The organism is Mycobacterium cajalii, from assembly GCF_045809005.2.
Classification (GTDB): Bacteria; Actinomycetota; Actinomycetes; order Mycobacteriales; family Mycobacteriaceae; genus Mycobacterium.
The window spans coordinates 6,184,333-6,205,626 of the sequence record NZ_CM141436.1 but is presented as its reverse complement, the minus strand read 5'-3'; the positions used below and the strand labels follow the sequence as shown (position 1 = coordinate 6,205,626).

The window sequence follows — 21,294 nt, the reverse complement described above, 5'->3', positions numbered from 1 at the left end:
CGACGTATCTCCCTGGTCCTCGCGTATCCCGGGTCGAGGGGCACTGGCGACGAAGCAACTATCCACATAGTTATGCACAGTTGTGTACAGGATGATCGTAGTGCGGGCCGCAGCCTACCGGCGACGGCTCACAATGTTCGTGCTGGAGACAACCTGGAGGCCGCCTGGGCAGCCAGTCGATCCGCCATCCTCGCTTCGTTGTCGGCCGCCGTCCGAGTCTGGCACGGCATTGCAAGAAGCTAACAGTTTTCTGTGCGGCTGCCAACCGTTCTGTTGCATTCCAGGTGCCTGGTTTAGGCTCGGGCGGTCCATTCGCGCTGTACGGACGTCGCCTCGGGAAAGGTTGGGCGACGCGCAACCGCCGATTCACCCGCGGGGGTTGGCGCAGGCCAGGTTTGACCCGGGGAGGGCTCGTCAGTACCCTCAAACAGTCGCCCGGAAGTCGGCGATACGGCTGCGACCCAAGTTGCGATGGGGACCGCGCCGGCCAGTAGCAAGACCCACCGCCGACCGTGGTCGTGACGACGCTTCCACGGGCGGACGGCCCGGGTCACTTGGACCGAGATACAACGAGGAGAACGCCGTGGCCAAGGGCAAGCGGACCTTTCAGCCGAATAACCGCCGCCGCGCCCGCGTGCACGGCTTCCGGTTGCGGATGCGTACCCGCGCAGGACGCGGGATCGTGGCCAACCGGCGCCGTAAGGGGCGCCGCGCGCTCTCTGCCTGATCTTCAGGGACAGGTTTTCTGGCGGTGCTTCCCGCACGCAACCGTATGAGGCGGTCATCGGAGTTCGGTGCGACGGTGAAGCACGGAACGCGCACCGCACAGCCCGACGTGGTCGTGCACGTGCGGCGGTCAGCCGAGCGGAATGGCGCCGGGCCGCAGGTGGGATTGATCGTGGCCAAGTCGGTGGGTTCGGCCGTCGAACGGCATCGGGTTGCGCGCCGGCTACGGCACGTCGCGCGCACGGTGCTGCAGGACCTCGATCCGTCGGACCGGCTGGTGATCCGCGCGCTGCCAAGCAGTCGGCAGGTGTCCTCGGCGCGGTTGGAGCAGCAGCTGCGCCGGGGGTTGCGGCGCGCGGCGCGACGGGCGGGCACAGACCGGTGAGCCTGTGGGCGCGTTCGCGCGGGACCGCTGGCGGTGCAGGCAATGTAGCCGTGCGCGCACTGGTCTTCCTGATCCAGCTGTACCGGCATATGGTGTCCCCGCTGCGCCCGGCGACGTGCCGGTTCGTACCGACGTGCAGCCAGTACGCGGTCGACGCCCTCACCGAGTACGGGTTGATTCGGGGGAGTTGGCTGGCGGTGGCCAGGCTCGCCAAATGTGGACCATGGCATCGGGGAGGTTGGGATCCGATACCGGAGCGATGCGAGCACCGAACCGCGGCCGACGCCGTCTCGGATGTCGCGGTGATGCAACGGGAGAGTGACAGTTTTGTTTGATTTCTTCAGTCTCGACTTCGTCTACTACCCGGTGTCGTGGATCATGTGGGTCTGGTACAAGTTGTTCGCGGCCGCACTGGGACCGTCGAACTTCTTCGCGTGGGCCCTGTCCGTGATGTTCCTGGTGTTCACGTTGCGTGCGCTGCTCTACAAGCCCTTCGTGCGCCAGATCCGCACCACCCGCCAGATGCAGGAGCTGCAACCACAGATCAAGGCGCTGCAGAAGAAGTACGGCAAGGACCGCCAGCGGATGGCGCTCGAGATGCAAAAGCTGCAACGCGAGCACGGGTTCAACCCGATCCTGGGGTGCTTGCCGATGCTGGCGCAGATCCCGGTGTTCCTCGGCCTGTATCACGTGCTGCGGTCGTTCAACCGCACCACGGGCGGATTCGGCCAACCGCACCTGTCGGTGATGCAGAACCGGATGACCGGCAACTACATGTTCAACGCCGCGGACGTCGGCCACTTCCTGGACGCGAACCTGTTCGGTGCGCCGATCGGTGCCACCATGACGCAGCGGTCGGGGTTGGACGCCTTCATCGATTTCAGCCGCCCGGCGGTGATTCTGGTCGGTGCGCCGGTGATGATCCTCGCCGGCGTCGCCACGTTCTTCAACAGCCGGGCGTCGATCGCGAGGCAGAGTGCCGAGGCGGCGGCCAACCCGCAGACCGCGATGATGAACAAACTGGCGCTGTATGTGTTCCCGCTGGGCGTGGTCGTCGGCGGGCCCTTCCTGCCACTCGCGATCATCCTGTACTGGTTCTCCAACAACATCTGGACCTTCGGTCAGCAGCACATCGTGTTCGGGATGATCGAAAAAGAAGAAGAGGCCAAGAAGCAGGAAGTCATCCAGCGGCGGGCGGCTAACGCGCCGGCCCCGGGTGCCAAACCGAAGCGCAACCCCAAGGCGGCGAGCGCCAACGGTTCGGCGGCGCTCGGCGAGGACGGTGCGGATTCGGCAACGGTGACGGGCGGCGACGAGGACGGCCGACGCGAAGCCGACTCGAAACCCGGCGACGACGCGACAGGGAAGCCGAGCGGGGCCGGGGGGATTGACGGCCCGACCAATCGAACGCCCCGGCCCGGAGCACGGCCAAAGAGGCGCAAACGTTGACGAGGGTGCCACGGCTATGAGGGACCGCCTCGGAGGGCCGCCCCGGACGAGCCCGGCACCCATGAACGAGGAAGAGGGAAACACATGACAGACGCCGAAACCACGGAACGCGGTGCAGACGTGCAAGGGTCGACCGAGGAGGTCGCCGGGGACGCGGCGGCGCCGGAGGGCGGTGCCGATGGAGCCGACGAAGTAGAGGAGCGGTTGGTCGCCGAGGGTGAGATCGCCGGCGACTACCTGGAAGAGCTGTTGGACCTGTTGGACTTCGACGGCGACATCGACCTGGACGTCGAGGGCGACCGCGCGGTGGTGAGCATCGACGGCAGCGACGACCTGACGAAGTTGGTGGGGCGCGGCGGCGAGGTGCTCGACGCGCTGCAGGAGCTCACCCGCCTGGCGGTGCACCAGAAGACCGGGGTACGGAGCCGGTTGATGCTCGACATCGCGAGCTGGCGACGGCGGCGGCGGGAGGAATTGGCCGCGTTGGGCGACAAGGTGGCGCGGCGGGTGCGCGACAGCGGGGAACGCGAAGAGCTGTCCCCGATGACCCCGTTCGAGCGCAAGATCGTCCACGACGCCGTCGCTGCCGTGCAGGGTGTGCACAGCGAGAGCGAGGGTGTGGAGCCGTCGCGGCGCGTGGTGGTACTGCGCGACTGAGTTACAGCGGTGTAGTTCGCGGGGGTGGACGGGGCGCGGCGAGCAGAGGGATGTTTCACGTGAAACCGAGCCGAGGATGTTTCCCGTGAAACGGGAGGATTCCGAGGCGGACGCCGGGGCGGCTGCCCGCGTATTCGGACCGCGTCTCGAGCTGGCCCGGCGCTACGCCGACATCTTGGCGACCGCTGGTGTCGAGCGCGGGCTCCTGGGCCCGCGCGAAGTCGATCGGCTCTGGGAGCGCCACCTCATCAACTGTGCTGTCGTAGGCGAATTACTGGATCCTGGCGCGCGGGTGGTGGACATCGGGAGCGGGGCGGGGTTGCCGGGGATACCGTTGTTCATCGCGCGTCCCGATCTGGACGTCGTGCTACTCGAGCCGCTGCTTCGCCGCAGCGAATTTCTCGCCGAGGCGGTCGCCGAACTAGGGTTGGCCGTCGAGGTGGTGCGCGGTCGCGCGGAGGAGGCGTGGGTGCGCGAGCGGTGTGGTGAGCGGGATGCGGCGGTGTCACGCGCCGTGGCGCCGTTGGACAAGCTGACGAAGTGGAGCATGCCGTTGCTACGGCCGGGTGGACGAATGATCGCGATCAAGGGGGAGCGCGCGCCCGAGGAAGCTCGACAGCACCGGCGTGTGATGGAGGCGTCCGGGGCGCTCGATGCCAAGGTGGTCACATGTGGCGCGGACTTCTTGCGTCAGCCCGCAACCGTGGTGGTGGCGCGACGCGGGGCGCGGCCGCGCACGCGGCCGGCGCGGATGGACAGCGGGAGCACGCGATGAGTTCTCCGCGGGATCGGGTGGCGGGTGGTGCGGCGCGCCAGGCGGTGGCTGCGGCGGAGTCGCGGGGCGCCGGTTCGGTCGCCCCGCAGGAGTCGGTTCAGGAGGCGGTGACTCCTGCAGAGGAAACGGCGGGCAGTGCGATGGTTTCACGTGAAACATCCGACGACTTCGACACCCCGATCGGCGCGGCGGCGGAGCGCGCCATGCGGGTGCTGCACACGAGCTACGAACCGCTGCGCCGCCCCGACGGCCGCCGGCTCTTCACCGTCGCCAACCAGAAGGGCGGGGTGGGCAAGACCACGACCGCGGTGAACCTCGCGGCCGCGCTCGCGGTGCAGGGGCTCAAGACGCTCGTGATCGACCTCGACCCGCAGGGCAATGCCAGCACGGCCCTGGGTATCGCCGATCGGCAGTCGGGCACGCCGTCGTCGTACGAGGTCCTGCTCGGCGACGTCACCCTGGGGGAGGCCCTGCAACAGAGCCCCCACAGCGAGCGGCTTTTTTGTGTTCCGGCCACGATCGACCTGGCGGGCGCCGAGATCGAGTTGGTCAGCATGGTGGCGCGCGAGAACCGGCTGCGGACCGCGCTCGGCGCGCTCGACGACTTCGACTTCGACTACGTCTTCATCGACTGCCCGCCGTCGCTCGGGTTGTTGACGATCAACGCGCTCGTCGCCGCGCCGGAGGTGATGATCCCGATCCAGTGCGAGTACTACGCTTTGGAGGGCGTGTCACAGCTCATGCGCAACATCGAAATGGTGAAGGCCCACCTCAATCCCGCGCTCGACGTCACCACCGTGGTGCTGACCATGTACGACGGACGGACCAAGCTGGCCGACCAGGTGGCCGCCGAGGTGCGCCGCTACTTCGGTGCCAAGGTGTTGCGCACGGTGATCCCGCGCAGTGTGAAGGTCTCCGAGGCGCCCGGGTACAGCATGACGATCATCGATTACGACCCGGGTTCCCGAGGGGCGATGAGCTATCTCGATGCCAGCCGCGAACTGGCGCAGCGCGACACCCATCATTCGTGAAGGCACCATCCGTGAAGGGACGACCATGACGCAGCCAGTACGTAAAAAGGGCGGACTCGGCCGAGGCCTGGCCTCCCTGATCCCGACCGGTCCCGCGGACGGCGACACCGGGCGCGCGACCCTCGGACCGCGGATGGGCGATGCCGCCGCCGACGTCCTGATCGGGGGTACGGCCCAGGGCGCAGCCCCGATGGGCGCGGTATACCGCGAGATCTCACCGGCCGACATCGAGCCGAACCCGCGCCAACCGCGGCAGGTGTTCGACGACGAGGCGCTGGCCGAACTGGTGCACTCGATCCGGGAGTTCGGCCTGCTCCAGCCGATCGTGGTGCGCGCGGTGACCGAGGCGCAGAGCGGAGCGCGCTACCAGATCGTGATGGGGGAGCGCCGGTGGCGCGCGGCGCAGGAGGCGGGACTGGCCACCCTCCCGGCCATCGTGCGGGAGACCGGCGACGACAACCTGCTGCGCGACGCCCTACTGGAAAACATTCATCGGGTGCAGTTGAATCCGTTGGAAGAGGCGGCCGCCTACCAGCAACTGCTCGACGAGTTCGACGTCACCCACGACGAACTGGCATCGCGGATCGGACGCTCCCGCCCCCTGATCACCAACATGATCCGGTTGCTCAAACTGCCGATCGCGGTGCAGCGCCGAGTCGCGGCCGGGGTGCTGTCGGCCGGACATGCCCGGGCGTTGCTGTCGCTGGAAGCCGGGGCCGAGGCGCAGGAGGAACTGGCCGGACGCATCGTCGCCGAGGGGTTGTCGGTCCGGGCGACCGAGGAGGCCGTCACCCTGGCCAACCGGGGCGCCACTCCCACGCCGGCACCGCAGCGCCGGAAGCCGATCCAGATGCCGGGGCTGCAGGACGTCGCCGAGCGGCTGTCGAACGCCTTCGACACCCGGGTCACGGTCAGCCTCGGCAAACGCAAGGGCAAAATCGTCGTGGAGTTCGGTTCGGTGGAGGATCTGCAGCGCATCGTCGACACGATGACCACCGCCGAGGCATGACCGGGCACACGGTGTAATTACGTCACTGTGACGCCGAGGGGCGCCCGGAGGCGGGGCGACCGCATCCGGGGGCCGAGTGCCTACCGAACATCTTGAGCACCAACCGATTTCGGACTGGGCTGCGCCCGGTCCGGGTGGCAGGCGGTGGTGTTGCCAATGCCACTCGGGCGGTGGCCGCAATACTGGCCCGATGGCGACCGACTCTCCTATTCTGGAGGGGTTGCCGGTGCATGCGACCGCAGATGACTGCAGTAACGCACGGAAGCCAGGAGGCTTGTGTCTGCTCGAATCACGCCACTGCGGCTCGAGGGTTTCGAGCAGCTTCCCAAGCATGCGCGCCGCTGCGTCTTCTGGGAGGTCGATCCCGGGACGCTCGGTGACCAAGTGCATCTCGCCGACCCGGAATTCGAGAAGGAAGCCTGGCTGTCGATGGTGATGCTGGAGTGGGGCTCCTGCGGTCAGATCGCGACGCCGATCGCGGCCGAGCACAGCGACGCCGAGCCGCCATGCATCGGGTATGTCCTCTATGCCCCGCCGCGGGCGGTGCCGCGCGCGCAGCGGTTTCCCACCGCACCGGTGTCGGCCGACGCGGTGTTGTTGACCTCGATGGGCGTCGAGCCGGGACAGGCGGCCGACGACCTGCCGCGCGGGCTCATCGCCGGGGTGATCGACGAGTTGGTCCGGCGTGGTGTCCGGGCGCTGGAGGCGTTCGGCCGGACGCAGGCGGCCGCGGAGTTACAGGATCCGCGAATGGTCGACGCGGACGTGCGCCCGGTGCTGGAAGCCCTCGGGGACTGCTCGGTCGAGCACTGCGTCATCGACGCGGACTTCTTGAAAGACGCGGGCTTCGTGGTTGTCGCTCCGCATCGGTACTTCCCGCGGCTGCGGCTCGAACTGGACAAGGACCTCGGGTGGAAAGCCGAGGTCGAGGCGGCGCTGGAACGCCTGCTGGCGAGCGCTCAGCTCCAGCAGCCGGTCGGGGCGGGCGCGACGATCACCAATTCGGTGCGCGGCGGCGCAAGCGGTCAGGAGCCACCGAGCCGGCTCGCGCGCTCCACGGCCAACTCGTGGGCCAGCAGCTCCGCGAAGGTGAATGTGCCGGTGGGCCGGTCGTTCTTGCCGAGCAGATAGAGCCGCTTGACCGCGGCGAGGATACCTTCGGCGATGGCGTCGCGGGTCTGGGTCGACACCAGCATGGCGCGGTCGCGCGGGTTGGTGATGTAACCGACGTCGACCTGCACGGTCGGCATCCTGGTCAGCCGCAACAGGTCCCATGTCCTGCCATGGGTGCGGCAATCGCGTAAACCCGTGCGGGCCACCACTTCTCGTTGGATGAAGTCGGCGAGATTACGTCCGATGGTGGACACCGACCCGTGTGAGTTCCCGAAGTGGAACGAGGCCACACCGTTGGCGGCCGGGTTGGGCTGGCTTTCGCAGCGCAGGCTGATCATCAGGTCCGCACCGACGTTGTTGGCGGTCGCGGCGCGTTCGGCGTCCGACGGGCTGCGGTTCGTCGGACGCGACAGGAAGGTCTCCATGCCGATCGCGGTCATCCGGCCTTCGAGTCGGCTTGCCAAGTCCCACAGCACATCTGCTTCGCTGATGGGGCCGGACGGGCCCTGTGAGATCAGCCCGTGGTCGCCATCCCCGCGGCCCGGGTCGATGATGATCCGCTTGCCCGACAGCTTGGGGCCCGAGCGGCGGACCGTTTCCTCCTCGCGGATCGCGTGCAGCGAACCCCCCGTGACCCGTGAACTCAGAAAGTACAAGGAGCGCAACGTTTCCGGTCCGCAAATGCCGTCGGAGGCAAGGCCGTACTCCCGCTGATACGACATCAGCGCGTTGTGGGTCTGCAACCCGAAGTGGCCGTCCACCAGGCCGGTGTAGAAGCCGAGGTCTTGCAGCCGGGCCTGCAGCGTGGCGACGTCGTCACCGTAGAGAGGGGCCCCGAATTGGTGATAGAGGGTGCGTGCGCCGAGCCGGTAGGAGGCTTCCTTCAAGGCGCGGTAGGTGGCTTCGCCGACGATGCCGTCGACCAGCAGTCCGCGATGCTGCTGGAATGCACGCACGGCGTGGTCGAGCTCGGCGTCGAACAGCTCGAGGGGCACGTGCCGGCCCGTCGTCGGCTCGTCCTCGGAATCCTCGAGCAAGCCCAGCGAAGCCAGCGTCGCCCGGATCTCGGTCACGACGGCGCTGCGGTCACCACGGCGCAGCGCGTCGCCGTCTTCGCGGCGCGGACTCGACATACCAAAGGGCCCTTCGTGGCAAGGTGACAGGCTCGATTTCGGGTGACAGCTAACGGTTATTGTCGCAGATACTTCTCAATTTCCGGAAAACCCCAGGCGAAGCGCGAGGCGCGGAGCGGCGGGAAGATCCGGTCAGCCGAGGCCGGGAACCGCGTCGGAAAGTTCACGCAGCAACGCGGCCTTGCCTTTCGCACCGACGATCCGCTTCACCGGTTCGCCGTCCTTGAACAGGATCATGGTGGGGATCGACACCACCTGGAACTGGGAGGCGGTCTGCGGGTTGGCGTCGACGTCGAGCTTGGCGACGGTCAGCTGCTCGCCCTGCTCGGAAGCGATCTGCTCGAGCACCGGGGCCACCATCTTGCACGGGCCGCACCAGGTCGCCCAAAAGTCAACCAGCACAGGCTTGTCGCTGGAAAGCACCTCCGTGGCGAACGACGCATCGGAGACTTCCTTTGTGCCGCCTGCTTTTTCGGTGTCGGTCATCGTGCCACTCCAATCAATGTGTCGGTGCTGCCGGCTTTTTCGGCTCCTGTTGAGTTGTCAGCCGCGGCCGTGGACGGCTCTTTCTGCTCGGCGAGCCAGCGTTCGGCGTCGATGGCCGCCGCGCAGCCGCTGCCGGCCGCGGTGATGGCCTGCCGGTAGGTGCGGTCCACCAGATCCCCACAGGCGAACACCCCCTCGATCGAAGTCGCCGTGGAACGCCCCTGCACCAGCACATACCCCTCCGGGTCGACCTCAAGCACGTCGCGCACCAACTCCGAGCGCGGATCATGCCCGATCGCCACGAACATCCCCGTCACCGGCAACGTCGACTCGACCCCGCTGACCACATCACGCACCCGCAAACCCGTCATCGTGTCCACGCCCTCGACCGCCTCCACGGTGTGGTTGGTCAAAAACCGGATCTTGTCGTTGGCCCGCGCCCGATCCAACATGATCCGCGACGCCCGAAACTCCTCCCGCCGATGCACCAACGTCACACTGCGGGCGAACTTGGTCAAAAACGTCGCCTCCTCCATCGCCGAGTCCCCACCCCCGACCACCGCGATGTCCTGCTCCTTGAAAAAGAACCCGTCACAGGTCGCACACGCACTCACACCCCGGCCCAGCAACTCCTGCTCCCCGGGCACCCCCAGATATCGCGCCGCAGCCCCCATCGCCAAGATCACCGCCCGCGCCCGATGCGTGACCCCCTCGGCAGTCACCGTCTTGACCGGACCCTGCAACCACACCGCCTCGACGTCCTCCATGCGCAGATCGGCCCCGAACCGCAACGTCTGCTCGCGCATCTCATCCATCAACGCCGGGCCCATGATCCCCTCACGAAACCCCGGAAAATTCTCCACCTCGGTGGTCGTCATCAACGCCCCACCAAACGACGTCCCCTCGAACACCAGCGGCGCCAACTCCGCCCGCGCGGTGTAAAGCGCCGCGGTATAACCCGCGGGACCCGAACCAATGACGATCACGTCGTGAACTGTGTCGGCGCTCATACGAACCTCTCGGAGAACGGATGCTCTATGGATTCGTCTCAACACCCCGGCGGGCAGCCCTGTTCCCGGGCGTGTCGCACAGCACATGGCACAACACTAGGCGCGCGGGACGCGGGTGTCGGCCAACAGCCCGGTGTCGGCGGCGCTGCAGTTCGGGGCGACGGCGAAGACGGCGAGGATTCCGGGCGCGTCGCCGGGCAGCACCAGCAGTACGCCGGGGCGGGCGTTGATGTCGACGGTTCGCGCGCCGAGCACCTGTGTGGACGCCGGATACCCGAGGCCGGCGAGGCAGGAGGCCCGCCGTTGTGGATCTCCGAGCGGGCCGTAGTCGGGGTCTCGGTGGAGCAGGCCCAGAATCTCCGGCCGGGACAGGGGGATCGCCATGGGGGGCGTCGACACCGTGATGTGCTCGGCGGTGACCTCGGCGCTCGGCATGGGTGTCGGCGCGTGGATCAGCGCCGCCGTACCCAGCCCGATCCCCGCCAGAGCCGCGCAGAGGCCGGCGGCGGCCGCCACGACGCGCGCGGGCCGGATGCGCGGGCGGGCGGAATGCGCGGGGCCGGGGGAGCGGCCCGACGTCGGGCCGGCCGAGCGCAGCGCGGCGGAGACCCGCGCGGTGACCTCGGATGGGGGTTCGGGCGCCGACGCCGGATCCGCGCCCACGGCGGCGACGTCGCGGCGCACCCGGTTGAGCGCCTGCAGCACCCCCTGGGCGGAGGGATCGGCGCGGATCCGCCGGCGCAGCCGCGCCGCTTCCTCGTCGCTCAGCAGGCCTGCCTGCAGATCGGCGAGCACCTCGACCGGCAACGGCGGGTCGGCTCCAGCGTCGCCGCGGCGCGCCGGATCGCTGTCCGTTTCGTCCATCCGCCCCAGTGTCCGTCATGGACGGCCCGACGGCCACGTTTCAGGCCTGGTCGGGGATCGCGTGGGCACCCGCGCCGAGGTATCCGAGCAGCTCGGCGAGGCGGACCCGCGCGCGGGCGCACCGGCTCTTGACCGTGCCCTCGGCGACGCCCAGCAGCCGGGCGGTGTCGGCGATCGAGTAGCCCTGCATGTCGACGGCAACCACCGCCGCCCGCTGCTCGACCGGAAGCCGCATCAGGGCCCGCTGCACCACGATCGCCGTATCGACCTGGGCGGTCCGGTCCGCGACCGGGTGCACGTCTTCGAGCGGGGCGGTCGGGGGGCGCGATTTGGCGCGGCGCAGCCGGTCCAGGCAGGCGTTGACGACGATGCGGTGCAACCAGCTTCCGACGGCGGCGTCGTGACGGAAGGCGCTCGCCGCCCGGTGCGCCGAGAGCATCGCGTCCTGCAGCGCGTCCTCGGCGTCCTCGGGGTTGCGGGTGGTGAGCCGTGCCAGCCGGTGCAATTGGCGCCGATGACGCAGGAACAGCTCCCCGAAGGCGTGACGGTCGCCGGCGACGTGCGCTGCCAGCAGCTCGGCATCGGTGCGTTCCTGCTGGTCTTGACCCCCGCACCCCACGGCCCGGACAGTATCCAATCGCCCACCCGGCGGCACTTCACCCGGATGCGCGGGCTGTGCACGGCACGGTCAGGATGCGGCCTGAACCTTGATCTCCGAGATCGCCGCGCGGCTCTTGCCGTCGGTGCTGCCCAGCGTCGAGATCCACACCAGCAGATTCGACGTCGGTGCGGCGGACTTGACCGCGATGACGTTGTGACCGGGCTTGAGCGCCGCGGCGGGCATCAGCAGCTTGGTGTCGTCCAGCTTCGCCGGGTCCGGCGTGGCCGACGAGCGAAGCTCGACCTGCGTCCCGGTGCTGGAAATGTCGATGGAGACGGCTCCGACCACCGTGGGGCGCGGCAGCTGCAGCATCAACCCGACCCCGTTCTTGAAGGAGGGGAACGGGGCGGCGTCGGTGTAGGTGTCGGTTTCCCACGAGGTGGAGGGGTCGCCGTCGATGGCCAGCCCGGCCTGGCCCGGGTTGTCGGCTTCCCCGTCGGGGGAGAAGACGGTGGCCTTGGTGGGCTTGACCACGCTGCCGGCGGGGGCGGTGCTGACCGCCGACGCCGACGTCGACGACGTGGGCCCGTTCAGCCCGAGTTCGTCCTTGTTCAGACCGCCGCCGACATTGCCGAAGATCTTGCTGACCACTGACGCGAGCACCAGCAGGGCGACCACGAGGATCGCCAGGCCCGCGCCGATGCCGATCAGCAGGTTGCGGCGCCGGCGCGCGAAGGCGGCGGGGTCACCGGCGGGCGGGCGGTGCGTCGACGCCGGGCTGTCGTCGATCGGACCGAGCACCTCGGTGCGGTCGGCCACCGCGGTCGCTTGTTGCAGCAGGTTCAGCAGCGTCGAGGCGCTGCGTATCCCGCCGTCGTCCTGAACCGCCCGCACGGCGACCGCCGAGATCTGGAACGGGATGGCGCGGTCGATGACGGTCGGCTCGACGGGCGCGCCGTTGGAATCCCGTTCGGCCGGGGCGAGCCCGCTGCGCACGCCGGACTCCGGCAGCGGCCAGCGGTTGACCAGCAGGGCGTACAGCGCGGCGCCGATGCCGCGGATGTCGTCCTGCGGGCCGGCGTCGGGCATGGTCGCCGGATAGGCCAGCACGACGTCGCCGTCGATGCTGACGCGCACCCGGCTCGGGTGGTCGATCGACAGGGCGACACCGGCGCGGTGCGCCGCCTCGGCGGCGGCGGCCAGCGACTGCATCGCCCGGACGGCGCCGACGGGCGAGGGCGCGGTGTCGGCGACCTCCCGCAGTGAGCCACCGCGAATCCATTCCGAGACCACCAGGCCGCCGGAACCGCTGTGCACCACGTCGAGCACCCGGGCGACGCCGGGCTTGTCGATCCGGCTCAGCCGCAGCGTGCGGGACAAGATCTCCTGCACCATGTCGTCGGGCAGGGTGCCGTCCGGATCGACGAAGGTCAGCGCAACCTGCCGGTCCAGCGCGGTGTCCAGGGCCTGCCAGAACTGCAGCGGGGGTGCGCCGCCGTGGGACACCAGCAGGCGGTAGCGCCCACCGGCGATCCGGGCGCCGGGAACCAGGTGCACGTCCTCGGACGCCGGGGACTCCCCGCCACGCTCGCGGGGCGCGTCCACCGGCATCGGCCCCCGGCGCGACTCGGCCGGCTGGTCGCCGTTGGCCGGGTCGCGCCGGCGCGGTGCCGACACGTCCGCGTCGCGCTCTGGGGGGATGTCGGGCTGGAAGTCGTCTGCGGCCGGCCGCGGCAGCTCGCTGCCTGACACAGCGCCCGGTGCGGCGCCTTCCATAGGGCGGTCGGTCACCTCCGGTCCTTTCGCTATCCGGCCCGCTGTCCGGCCTGTTATCCGGCCTGGGCCTTCCCGCTCCGGCGGCCTGCGCGGCTCGTTGACCGCATTCGCCCGCGGCGGGGACGAATACCTCTGCTCAGGGTACGTGACGGGGCCCGCCCCGGACGATGCCTCCCGCCCGGCCTCTTTGCTGGCCGGCACGGTGCCCGCCGGGTGTGCGGTCCGGCGCCCGACGCGGTGCCGGACCGCCTCCAGTGCCGCCTGCGCCTCGGGGACCCGAGCGCGCAGCATGAACGTCGCCGTGATCGGCAGCATGATCGTCGCCAGGATCAACAGGCGCAGCAGTGAACCGGCGCCCCCACCGTGCGCGGTGAGCCGGCCCAGGCCCAGCAGGCGGTCGGCGACGTGGGCGAGCAGCCCGGCCAGCAGCGACGCGGCCGTCGTCACCAGGATGGTCCGCACCGTGGACACGTCGACCAGATGGCCGCCGCGGGGCAGCAGCGCCAGGCGCAGCAGCACGTAGCCCGCGATCGCCCCGGCCAGGAAACCGATGCCGTTGGCCAGGCCCAGCAGGCCGGCCACCAGCTTGGGGTCGCCGGTCAGGTGCGGCACCAGCAGCGAGCCGGCGATCTTCACGGCCGTGATGACGACGATGACCACGATCGGGGTCCACGGCTGCTCGCGCGCGTAGAACACGCGCAGCTGCAGCAGCACCAGGCCGTAGGGGACCAGCGTGAAGGCCGACAGCGCGATGGCGGCGCCCAGATAGCCGGCGTCGACCTGGCCGAACCGGCCGTAGGCGAACAGGGCGCTGCCGATGGCCGGGCCGCCGACGGTCATGAACGCCACGATCGGGATCAGCGTGACCAGGGTGAGCCGGGTCGCCAGCGACAGGTCGCCGAGCACGGCTTTGACGTCGTCGGCGGCGGCGTTGCGGCTCAGCCGCGGCATCACCACGGTCAGCACCGTCACCCCGATCATGCCGTAGGGCAGCATCAGGACGAGCCAGGTGTAGTTGTAGATCGCGGGCCCGGAAGCCGCCGCGGTGCTGGCGATCTCGTTGCCGACGACGAGGCCGAGCTGGCTGATCAGCACGTAGAGCACCATGGCGGCGGCCATCGTGCCGAAGCGCTTGAGCCGTTCGTCGATCCCCCACAGCGGCCGCAGGCTGACGCGCTCGCGCCGCAGCGCCACCAGCAGCACCACGACCTGGGCGAACACGCCCAGCGTCGTACCGATGCCCAGCACCAGCAGCTTGGTGTTGCCCATCCGCACGGGGTCGACCGACAGCTCGCCGGGGACCGCGACGTAGACCGCCAGGGTCACGAGCGCGACGACGTTGTTGACGACGGGCGCCCAGGCCGTCGGCCCGAACACGTTGCGGGTGTTCAGGATCGCCATGAACACCGACGTGAGCCCGTAGGCGAGCACCTGCGGCAGCAGCAGGTAGGCGAAGGCGGTGGTCAGCGGCTCGTTGACCTGCGGGATGCGGCCCAGCATCAGCCGCACCAGCAGCGGCGCGGCCGCCACCGACAACGCCGTCGCCACCACCAGCAGCGCGGTCGTCACGGTGACCAGGCGGCGCACGAACGCCGCGCCGCTGTCGGGGTCGGACTGCTCGGCGCGGGCGAGCACCGGCACGAAGATCGCGGTGAACGTCGCCTCGAGGACCAGGGCGGCGACGAGGTTCGGCAGCTGATTGGCCACCGAGAACGCACTCGACAGCGCCGCCCCCAGGATGGCGGCCAGCAACACGATCCGGGCGAAGCCGGTCAATCGGCTGACCAGGGTGGCGAAGGCGATCGCCCACGACCGCGACACCACCGCGGAGTCCGACAGTTCGGGCCGCCGGGGAGCCCCCGGCGCCGCCGGTGGTGCGGGATGTGCGGGCCGGTGCCGCCGGTTCGGTTGCGGCTGTGGGTAGGCCCGCCGCGAGGCGGATCTCATACGCGGTGCTCTTGGTCGACCCGGGGGGCGATCTCGTCGTGCAACTCGGCCGGTCGCGGGTGCGGCGGATCCGGCCGGTCCAGGTCGGCCGGGTCGGGCTGGCCGCGGAAACGGTGCCACAGCCGGCGCCCGGCCAGCAGCACCAGCACGGCCGCGGCGCTCAGCGTGATCGTGAACAGCACCTGGCCGTAGGCGTTGGAGTGCACCGACAACCGCACCGGGTCACCCAGGCGCATTCCGTCGGGGGTGCGCAGGGTCACGTCGACGGCGACGCGCTTGGTGAAGTTGACCTCGATGGGCACGTGCAGCGGCAGGTAGCCGGGCGGCAGTTCGATCTGCCCGACGTCGGTGACGGTCATGCCGGGGGGAGCGTCGACCTGCAGGCGCACCCGGATCGGAACGGCCAGGCCGTTGTGCAGGGCCAGCGGCAGCGGGCTGTGCTCGGTGGCCAGGGTGTAGGAGCCACCGGGGTTGACGATCGTCACGGCGCCGAACAGGTCGTTGATCGTGGTGCCGACGATGCCGAGGCGCTGCTCGGCCAACCCGTTGCGGGTGTCCGGGGGTTCGGACTGGCTCAGCGCGCGCAGCATGTCCTCCCGCAGCGGCGCGGTGTAGCCGATGCCGGTCAGCCCGGTGCGTTCGTCGGTGCTCAGCGCGGCGGTCAGCCCCCACAGGCGGCTGACCTGCCCGGCGATGGCGCCGGTGACGTCCTTGGTGAACCGGCCGCGCGCGGCGGGATGCGGGCCCAGCTGTTCCGGCGGCTCGGTGTGTGCCGTGGCGTCGGCGATCACCGCCGGCAGCGGCCGCGGCACCCCGAGACCGGAGCGGATGGTGGTGGCCAGGGCGGTCAGGATCACCTGCGCGTCGTCGGCCTGCAGGTTCCACGACGGCGGCGGGACGAGCAGCTGGGTGCGCGGCGCGGCGTCGTGCTGCAGCGCGTGCCAGAAGATCGAACCCAGGGCGTCCTGACGGCGCGCGGTCGCCGAGTCGTGTGCGAGCCGCACCGCCAGCGACGAGTCCACATAGGTGGGGACGGCGGGATTGGTTCCCGCCCCGGCCAGCGCGGCCCCGACCGCCGGGTCGAACGGTGCGACCACCACTTGCGGCGACACCCGCCGGGGCGCCGTGTCGGCGGCGTCGGGAAGCGGATTTCCCGGCGCGTCCTGCGCGTCGTGCGCGGCCAGGTCGGCGGCGGCGATGGCGACGGTGTTGCCGTTGACGCCGCTCTCGACGGCGCTGAGCAGGTTCACCGCGCCGCCGGTCAGCGGCCCGTCGGGCAGCAGCGTGGCGCCGCGGGTGGCGGTCACGTCCAGGATGCGGTCGACGATGCCCCCGACGCCGGTGGTGGCGATCGCGCTCAGCCCGGGGTCGTTGACGCGTTGCAGCGCGTCCAGGTCGGCCTGGGCGTAGGGCAGCGGCGCGACGCAGAGCCGGTGGGCCAGCGCGCGCAGCCGGTTCAGCCAGGCGATCGCCGCCGCCTGGCCGGTGCCCGGATGCGTCGGGGTGCCCGGCCGTTGCGCGGGACCGTCGGGCGAGTCGGACACCACGTAGCCGACCGTCATCGCGTTGACGGTGACCAGCAGGTCCGGGTCGACGGCCAGGCACAACGCCCGCCCGACGGCGCCGTCGGGGTCGACGTCGTGGCTGGTGGCGACCTCGGCCGCGGACAGCAGGACGTCCAGCCGGCCGCCGGTGGCCAACGAGGTGGCCAGGTCGTCGTCGACCAGCCGGACCGGGATGCTGCCGCCGGGGAACCCGGGGGCCAGCCGGGGCCGGTCGGCCAGCGGCCACAGCATGGTGATCCACACGGGTTTGGACGTGTCGGGGGCGACGGTGGAGTCCAGGTCGTCGGCGCGGTCGGGCGGCACCCCGACCACCGGCAGCAGGAACCGCGCGTTGTCCAGGCGAGCGGGCGCGCCGTAGTCCGGCGTCCCGTTGACGTTGACCAGCACCGGGTAGATCCCGGGTGCGTCGATGCCGAACGACGACTTGGTCAGCGAGCGCAGGGGCGCCGACAACGTGAAGCCCGCCCCCTGCCCGCGCTGCAACTCCGGGGCCACGGTCAGGAACTCCGACACCGGCTGGTACTGCTCGGTGCCGCCGTCCAGCGCGGTGCGCAGGCCCGCAGAGGCGGTGACCGCCGCGGCGTGCTCGAGCCGGACCATCACATCGCGTACCGGGCGGTCCCCGATGTTGGTGACCATGCCGCTGACGGTGATCACGGGCGGGCTGGTCGTGGTGACCACGTCCGGGGTGACCTGGTCGATGCGGACCCGCACGAACGGTGTGGCCCCGGGTTCGCCGGCCGCCGCGCGGGGCGGCGCGGCGCCGGTGAGCACGGTGAAGCCGGCGACGATGGCGACCACCACGGCAAGGCGCATCGAGCCGGCCCAGCAGAGTCGCGGCGCGGTCACGGGCCCGGCCCGTGGCCGTTCTTCCGGCCCGTGGCGGGCTTGTCGACGTGGCGGGCCCGTGAATGGGTCTGCGGCCGCCGGCGCGGCGAGCTGGGCGGCAGCGGCGGCAGCGAGGACGGGCCGTCGTTCTGCAGCTTGTCGATCAGCTCGTCGGCCACCTGCGCCAGTCGCCGTTCGTCGGCGTAGGCGAGGCGCGACGGCAGCTCCTCGACCGGCACCCAGGCCACCTCGGCGACTTCGAGGTCCTCGTCGGACAGTTCGCCGCCGGAGAAGCGCATCAAATAGTGGTGCACCGTCTTGTGCACCCGGCGGCCGTCGGTGACGAACCAGTAGTCGATGCGCCCGAGCGCGGCCAGCACGCTGCCCCGGACCCCGGTCTCCTCGGCGACCTCACGCATGGCCGTCTGTTCGGCGGTTTCGCCCATTTCGATGTGTCCCTTGGGCAGCGACCACAGCATTCGTCCGCGCCGATCGACGCGCCCGATCAGCGCCGCCACCTGAGAGTCGCGTGGCCCGTCGAGACCGTCGACGACCAGCCCCCCGGCCGAGGTCTCGTGGACCGTGCGCAACCGCTCCGCCCCGCGGCGGGCCGAGCGGGAACGGCGCGGTTTCGAGGCGGCCGCGTCCTCGTCCGGTTGGCCGTCGGCCTGGTTCTCCGACGATGCCGCGGCACCACGACGTCGGCGCCGACCCCGGCGCCGACGCGGTTTGGCTTGTTCGCCGTCCGACACCCAAGCGATAGTAGCTGGCACGGGCCGGCATCCTTGACATACTCGCCGGTTGTCGTCACGCCTCGCCGGCGCCGGATTCCCGCGCGGGCGACCGCCCGGGTCGTGGGACGCGCGCACCGTCGGCCGAGGGTTCTCGCCGGATAGTGTCGAACCTGCGCCCTCATCAGCCTTCCATACGTGGTGCAGCCCCCCGCCACTCTCGACGCATCCGCATCAGCCCGTGCCGACTCCGCCTCTCTGACCGAACTGCCCTCCCGTCCGACCGCCGTTCAGGACCGGGTGTTTCTCGAGTCGGCGGCTGATGTCGCCCACGAGATAGCAAACGGCTTCGCCGATCGCGAGCCCGATCTGGCCGCCCGGCACGGGTTTCCGCCGTGGCAGAAGGGCGGCGGCGTCGCGCCGGCGGACGCGGCGATCGCGGTTGTCCGGCGAGCAACTGCCCAGCTACACCGTGCTGGTGCCGGCCTACGAGGAGCAGGAGGTGATCGGGGTCCTGGTGCGCTGCCTTGGCCGAGTTGGACTACCCCGCCGACCGGCTCGAGGTGCTGCTGCTGGTGGAGCGACGCGACACCGCCACCCAGCGGGCCATCGAGGCCGTCGACCCGCCACCGCACATGCGGACCGTGCAGCTGCCGCCGGGTTCACCGCAGACCAAGCCGCGCTCGTGCGATGCGGGACTGTTGTTGGCGCGCGGGGAATTGCTGGTGATCTTCGACGCCGAGGACCGCCCCGAACCCGACCAGCTGCGCCGGGCCGCCGAGACTTTCGCCGCCCACGGCGACGACCCGGCGTGCGTGCAGGCGACGCTGCTGAGGCCAACGGGGCGACCAATGCCTTCACCGCCTGCAACGAGCTGGCGTACGCGCTGCGCTACCGGTTGACGGTGCCGGGCCTGGCGGCCATGGGGGCGGCGTTTCCACTCGGCGGCACCAGCAACCATTTCCGCACCGACATCCTGCGCCGGCTCGGCGGCTGGGACGTCCCGCGCCTGGCGGGCACCGTGCGCCGCGGCCTGGGCGCCATCAGGTCCGAGCCGTGGTTTCGCCGCTACGCCGTCGCGCAGTTGCTGTTCGTGCCCATCACCCTGGGCGCGACGTTCTACGCGCTGCACATTCCCGTCGAAAGCGTCGACGCGCGCGGTGCGCTGCCCGCCGTGGTGGCGTCGGCCAGCGTGGGGCTGCTGATCGGCTCGTATCTGTGGCGGGCAGTGCATCGGATCGCCGGCATGCGGGGGATGCTCGTCGGCGCCTCTCTCATGGCCGTGACCGCCGCCGCGGTGTGCATGCTGGTCCACGCGGCCGGCGTGTGGTCGCAGGTGTGGGTGCACGGGCTGATCCTCCTGCTCGCCGCGGCCGCCGACCAGGCGATCTACGCGGCCGCCATCGAGTGGATCGGGATGTTCGCCGAGGAGTACGACCGCCCGGTGCTGGTGGGGTTCAGCATGGCCGCGGTCTCGCCGGCGGCATCGCTGGCCGGGGGTGGTGCTGGGCGCGATCGCCCAGGACACCGAGGCCGTGTGGCCTGTGGCGATTTTATTGGCGCTCAACGGTTTTGCCGTGGTGGCGGCCCTGCGCGCGGCGGGAATGCCCGAGCGGTCACGGCCGGGGGGCCGAGCGGGATGCCGGCCGGGCCGGCGCTGTCTGCGTCGCGGGCGTGACCGGTCTCACTTGGCGCGCGGACCCCGATCACCCGTCAAAGACTCGCGGAGCGATTCCCACTAGGCTGATCGAACGTGCCTGAAACCGATACCGACCTGTTGACCGCCGCGGCGGTGGCCCTCAATCGGCACGCCCCCATGCTGCGCGAGCTGGGCACGGCGTTCGACGCCGCGGGCCGCGAGCTGTACCTGGTCGGCGGGTCCGTCCGCGACGCGCTGCTGGGCAGGCTGAGTCCCGACCTGGACTTCACCACCGACGCCCGCCCCGAGCAGGTGCAGCAGATCATGCGCGGATGGGCTGACGCGGTGTGGGATACCGGCATCGAGTTCGGCACCGTAGGCGTCGGCAAGGGCGAACACCGCCTGGAGATCACCACCTTCCGCGCCGACAGCTACGACCAGGTGTCGCGTCACCCCGAGGTGCGCTACGGGGATCGCCTCGAGGACGACCTGGTGCGCCGCGACTTCACCGTCAACGCGATGGCGGTGCGGGTGACGCCCGGCGGGCCGGGCGAATTCCTCGACCCGCTCGGCGGTTTGGCGGCCCTGCGCGAGCAGGCGCTCGATACCCCGGCGGCCCCGTCGGTGTCTTTCGGCGACGACCCGCTGCGGATGCTGCGGGCCGCGCGTTTCGTGTCGCAGCTGGGATTCACCCTGGCCCCGCGGGTAGCCGAGGCGATCGCCGAGATGGCCCCGCAGCTGGGCCGGGTCAGCGCCGAACGGGTCGCGACCGAACTGGACAAGCTGCTACTCGGCGCCGACCCGGTGGCCGGCATCGACCTGCTGGTGCAGACCGGGATGGGTGAGGTGGTGCTGCCCGAGGTCGGCGGCATGCAGATGGCCATCGACGAGCACCACCAGCACAAGGACGTCTACCAGCATTCGCTGACGGTGCTGCGCCAGGCGATCGCACTGGAGGATGAGGGCCCGGATCTGGTGCTGCGCTGGGCGGCGCTGCTGCACGACATCGGCAAGCCGGCGACGCGGCGCCACGAACCCAACGGCGGCGTCAGCTTTCACCACCACGAGGTGGTCGGGGCGAAGATGGTGCGAAAGCGCTTGCGGGCGTTGAAGTTTTCCAAACAGATGGTCGAGGACGTCGCGCACCTGGTGTATCTGCATCTGCGTTTCCACGGGTATGGCGACGGCACGTGGACCGATTCGGCGGTGCGCCGCTACGTCACCGACGCCGGTCCGCTGCTGCCGCGCCTGCACAAGCTGGTGCGCGCGGACTGCACCACCCGCAACAAGCGCCGGGCGGCGCGGCTGCAGGCCAGCTATGACCGGCTGGAAGCGCGGATCGCCGAGTTGGCCGCGCAGGAGGATCTGGCGCGGGTGCGCCCCGACCTCGACGGCAACCAGATCATGGAGCTGCTCGGCATCCCGGCCGGCCCGCAGGTGGGCGAGGCGTGGCGCTTTCTCAAGGAGCTGCGGCTCGAGCGCGGGCCGCTGAGCACCGAGGAGGCCACCGCCGAGCTGCTGTCGTGGTGGCAGTCCCGCGGGAACCCCTAGCGGCGGGCCGGCGTCGGA

Annotated in this window: 18 protein-coding genes and 2 pseudogenes; 12 read left to right on the top strand and 8 right to left on the bottom strand. The window is 70.4% G+C overall.

Annotated elements, in window-relative coordinates; translation table 11 throughout:
- Positions 1-583 precede the first annotated feature (583 nt).
- From rpmH to ACJ512_RS29665, 9 genes and pseudogenes are all read left to right on the top strand, one after another.
- The gene (gene rpmH, locus ACJ512_RS29705) at positions 584-727 is read left to right on the top strand and encodes a 50S ribosomal protein L34 (protein ID WP_369741357.1); all 144 of its coding nucleotides are present in this window, start codon (positions 584-586) and stop codon (positions 725-727) included.
- A 24-nt stretch (positions 728-751) separates the two neighbouring features.
- On the top strand, positions 752-1,111 hold the full coding sequence (gene rnpA, locus ACJ512_RS29700; protein WP_407687958.1) for a ribonuclease P protein component: 360 nt from the start codon (positions 752-754) through the stop codon (positions 1,109-1,111).
- A complete protein-coding gene (gene yidD / locus ACJ512_RS29695; RefSeq protein ID WP_407687959.1) occupies positions 1,108-1,446 on the top strand; it encodes a membrane protein insertion efficiency factor YidD in 339 nt (112 codons plus the stop codon). The genes rnpA and yidD overlap by 4 nt, the downstream gene beginning before the upstream one ends.
- Positions 1,430-2,560, top strand: coding sequence for a membrane protein insertase YidC (yidC, locus tag ACJ512_RS29690; protein ID WP_407687960.1), 1,131 nt, complete (start codon positions 1,430-1,432; stop codon positions 2,558-2,560). The genes yidD and yidC overlap by 17 nt, the downstream gene beginning before the upstream one ends.
- Positions 2,561-2,644: 84 nt before the next feature.
- Entirely contained in the window at positions 2,645-3,217 is a 573-nt protein-coding gene (locus ACJ512_RS29685) for a Jag family protein (protein ID WP_407687961.1), read from the top strand.
- Between the two features lie 76 nt (positions 3,218-3,293).
- Entirely contained in the window at positions 3,294-3,992 is a 699-nt protein-coding gene (gene rsmG, locus ACJ512_RS29680; protein WP_407687962.1) for a 16S rRNA (guanine(527)-N(7))-methyltransferase RsmG, read from the top strand.
- Positions 3,993-4,132: 140 nt separating this feature from the next.
- Positions 4,133-5,052 (top strand): annotated as a pseudogene (locus ACJ512_RS29675) (ParA family protein).
- The gene (locus ACJ512_RS29670; protein WP_407687963.1) at positions 5,049-6,032 is read left to right on the top strand and encodes a ParB/RepB/Spo0J family partition protein; all 984 of its coding nucleotides are present in this window, start codon (positions 5,049-5,051) and stop codon (positions 6,030-6,032) included. Before ACJ512_RS29675 ends, ACJ512_RS29670 begins: the two are co-directional and overlap by 4 nt.
- A gap of 276 nt (positions 6,033-6,308) precedes the next feature.
- A pseudogene (locus ACJ512_RS29665) lies at positions 6,309-7,037 on the top strand (acetyltransferase); the annotation flags it as partial.
- A gap of 20 nt (positions 7,038-7,057) precedes the next feature.
- Here the strand turns inward: ACJ512_RS29665 and ACJ512_RS29660 are convergent.
- The 8 genes from ACJ512_RS29660 to ACJ512_RS29625 form a co-directional block, all read right to left on the bottom strand.
- Positions 7,058-8,278 carry an N-acetylmuramoyl-L-alanine amidase gene (locus ACJ512_RS29660; RefSeq protein ID WP_407687964.1) on the bottom strand — a complete coding sequence of 407 codons (1,221 nt, stop codon included), beginning with the start codon at positions 8,276-8,278 and terminating at the stop codon, positions 7,058-7,060.
- A 132-nt stretch (positions 8,279-8,410) separates the two neighbouring features.
- On the bottom strand, positions 8,411-8,764 hold the full coding sequence (trxA, locus tag ACJ512_RS29655; RefSeq protein ID WP_461479927.1) for a thioredoxin: 354 nt from the start codon (positions 8,762-8,764) through the stop codon (positions 8,411-8,413).
- Positions 8,761-9,774: a thioredoxin-disulfide reductase gene (trxB, locus tag ACJ512_RS29650; protein WP_461479926.1), complete on the bottom strand. Its 1,014-nt coding sequence runs from the start codon at positions 9,772-9,774 to the stop codon at positions 8,761-8,763. The genes trxA and trxB overlap by 4 nt, the downstream gene beginning before the upstream one ends.
- 96 nt (positions 9,775-9,870) lie before the next feature.
- Positions 9,871-10,638, bottom strand: a complete 768-nt coding sequence (locus ACJ512_RS29645) for a hypothetical protein (RefSeq protein WP_461479925.1) — start codon at positions 10,636-10,638, stop codon at positions 9,871-9,873.
- Between the two features lie 40 nt (positions 10,639-10,678).
- Positions 10,679-11,257 (bottom strand): RNA polymerase sigma factor SigM, encoded by a 579-nt coding sequence (gene sigM / locus ACJ512_RS29640; protein WP_407687373.1) that lies wholly within the window; start codon positions 11,255-11,257, stop codon positions 10,679-10,681.
- A 69-nt stretch (positions 11,258-11,326) separates the two neighbouring features.
- Positions 11,327-14,962, bottom strand: coding sequence for a lipid II flippase MurJ (locus tag ACJ512_RS29635; protein WP_407687374.1), 3,636 nt, complete (start codon positions 14,960-14,962; stop codon positions 11,327-11,329).
- Positions 14,959-17,343 carry a hypothetical protein gene (locus ACJ512_RS29630; protein WP_407687394.1) on the bottom strand — a complete coding sequence of 795 codons (2,385 nt, stop codon included), beginning with the start codon at positions 17,341-17,343 and terminating at the stop codon, positions 14,959-14,961. The genes ACJ512_RS29635 and ACJ512_RS29630 overlap by 4 nt, the downstream gene beginning before the upstream one ends.
- A gap of 29 nt (positions 17,344-17,372) precedes the next feature.
- Positions 17,373-18,107 (bottom strand): NUDIX hydrolase, encoded by a 735-nt coding sequence (locus ACJ512_RS29625; RefSeq protein ID WP_407687375.1) that lies wholly within the window; start codon positions 18,105-18,107, stop codon positions 17,373-17,375.
- Positions 18,108-18,613: 506 nt separating this feature from the next.
- Here ACJ512_RS29625 and ACJ512_RS29620 point away from each other — a divergent pair.
- The 3 genes from ACJ512_RS29620 (at position 18,614) to ACJ512_RS29610 (ending at position 21,276) form a co-directional block, all read left to right on the top strand.
- Positions 18,614-18,988: a glycosyltransferase family protein gene (locus tag ACJ512_RS29620; RefSeq protein WP_407687376.1), complete on the top strand. Its 375-nt coding sequence runs from the start codon at positions 18,614-18,616 to the stop codon at positions 18,986-18,988.
- Positions 18,898-19,764 carry a glycosyltransferase family protein gene (locus ACJ512_RS29615; protein WP_407687377.1) on the top strand — a complete coding sequence of 289 codons (867 nt, stop codon included), beginning with the start codon at positions 18,898-18,900 and terminating at the stop codon, positions 19,762-19,764. Before ACJ512_RS29620 ends, ACJ512_RS29615 begins: the two co-directional genes overlap by 91 nt.
- A 75-nt stretch (positions 19,765-19,839) precedes the next feature.
- Positions 19,840-21,276 (top strand): CCA tRNA nucleotidyltransferase, encoded by a 1,437-nt coding sequence (locus tag ACJ512_RS29610; protein WP_369741341.1) that lies wholly within the window; start codon positions 19,840-19,842, stop codon positions 21,274-21,276.
- Positions 21,277-21,294 lie beyond the last annotated feature (18 nt).

Excerpts from the sequence above, each read along its gene's own strand:
- ACJ512_RS29685 (WP_407687961.1), top strand. The coding sequence starts at position 2,645 with ATGACAGACGCCGAAACCACGGAACGCGGTGCAGACGTGCAAGGGTCG.
- rsmG (WP_407687962.1), top strand. The coding sequence starts at position 3,294 with ATGTTTCCCGTGAAACGGGAGGATTCCGAGGCGGACGCCGGGGCGGCT.
- ACJ512_RS29670 (WP_407687963.1), top strand. The coding sequence starts at position 5,049 with ATGACGCAGCCAGTACGTAAAAAGGGCGGACTCGGCCGAGGCCTGGCC.
- ACJ512_RS29660 (WP_407687964.1), bottom strand. The coding sequence starts at position 8,278 with ATGTCGAGTCCGCGCCGCGAAGACGGCGACGCGCTGCGCCGTGGTGAC.
- trxA (WP_461479927.1), bottom strand. The coding sequence starts at position 8,764 with ATGACCGACACCGAAAAAGCAGGCGGCACAAAGGAAGTCTCCGATGCG.
- trxB (WP_461479926.1), bottom strand. The coding sequence starts at position 9,774 with ATGAGCGCCGACACAGTTCACGACGTGATCGTCATTGGTTCGGGTCCC.
- ACJ512_RS29645 (WP_461479925.1), bottom strand. The coding sequence starts at position 10,638 with ATGGACGAAACGGACAGCGATCCGGCGCGCCGCGGCGACGCTGGAGCC.
- ACJ512_RS29635 (WP_407687374.1), bottom strand. The coding sequence starts at position 14,962 with ATGAGATCCGCCTCGCGGCGGGCCTACCCACAGCCGCAACCGAACCGG.
- ACJ512_RS29630 (WP_407687394.1), bottom strand. The coding sequence starts at position 17,343 with ATGCGCCTTGCCGTGGTGGTCGCCATCGTCGCCGGCTTCACCGTGCTC.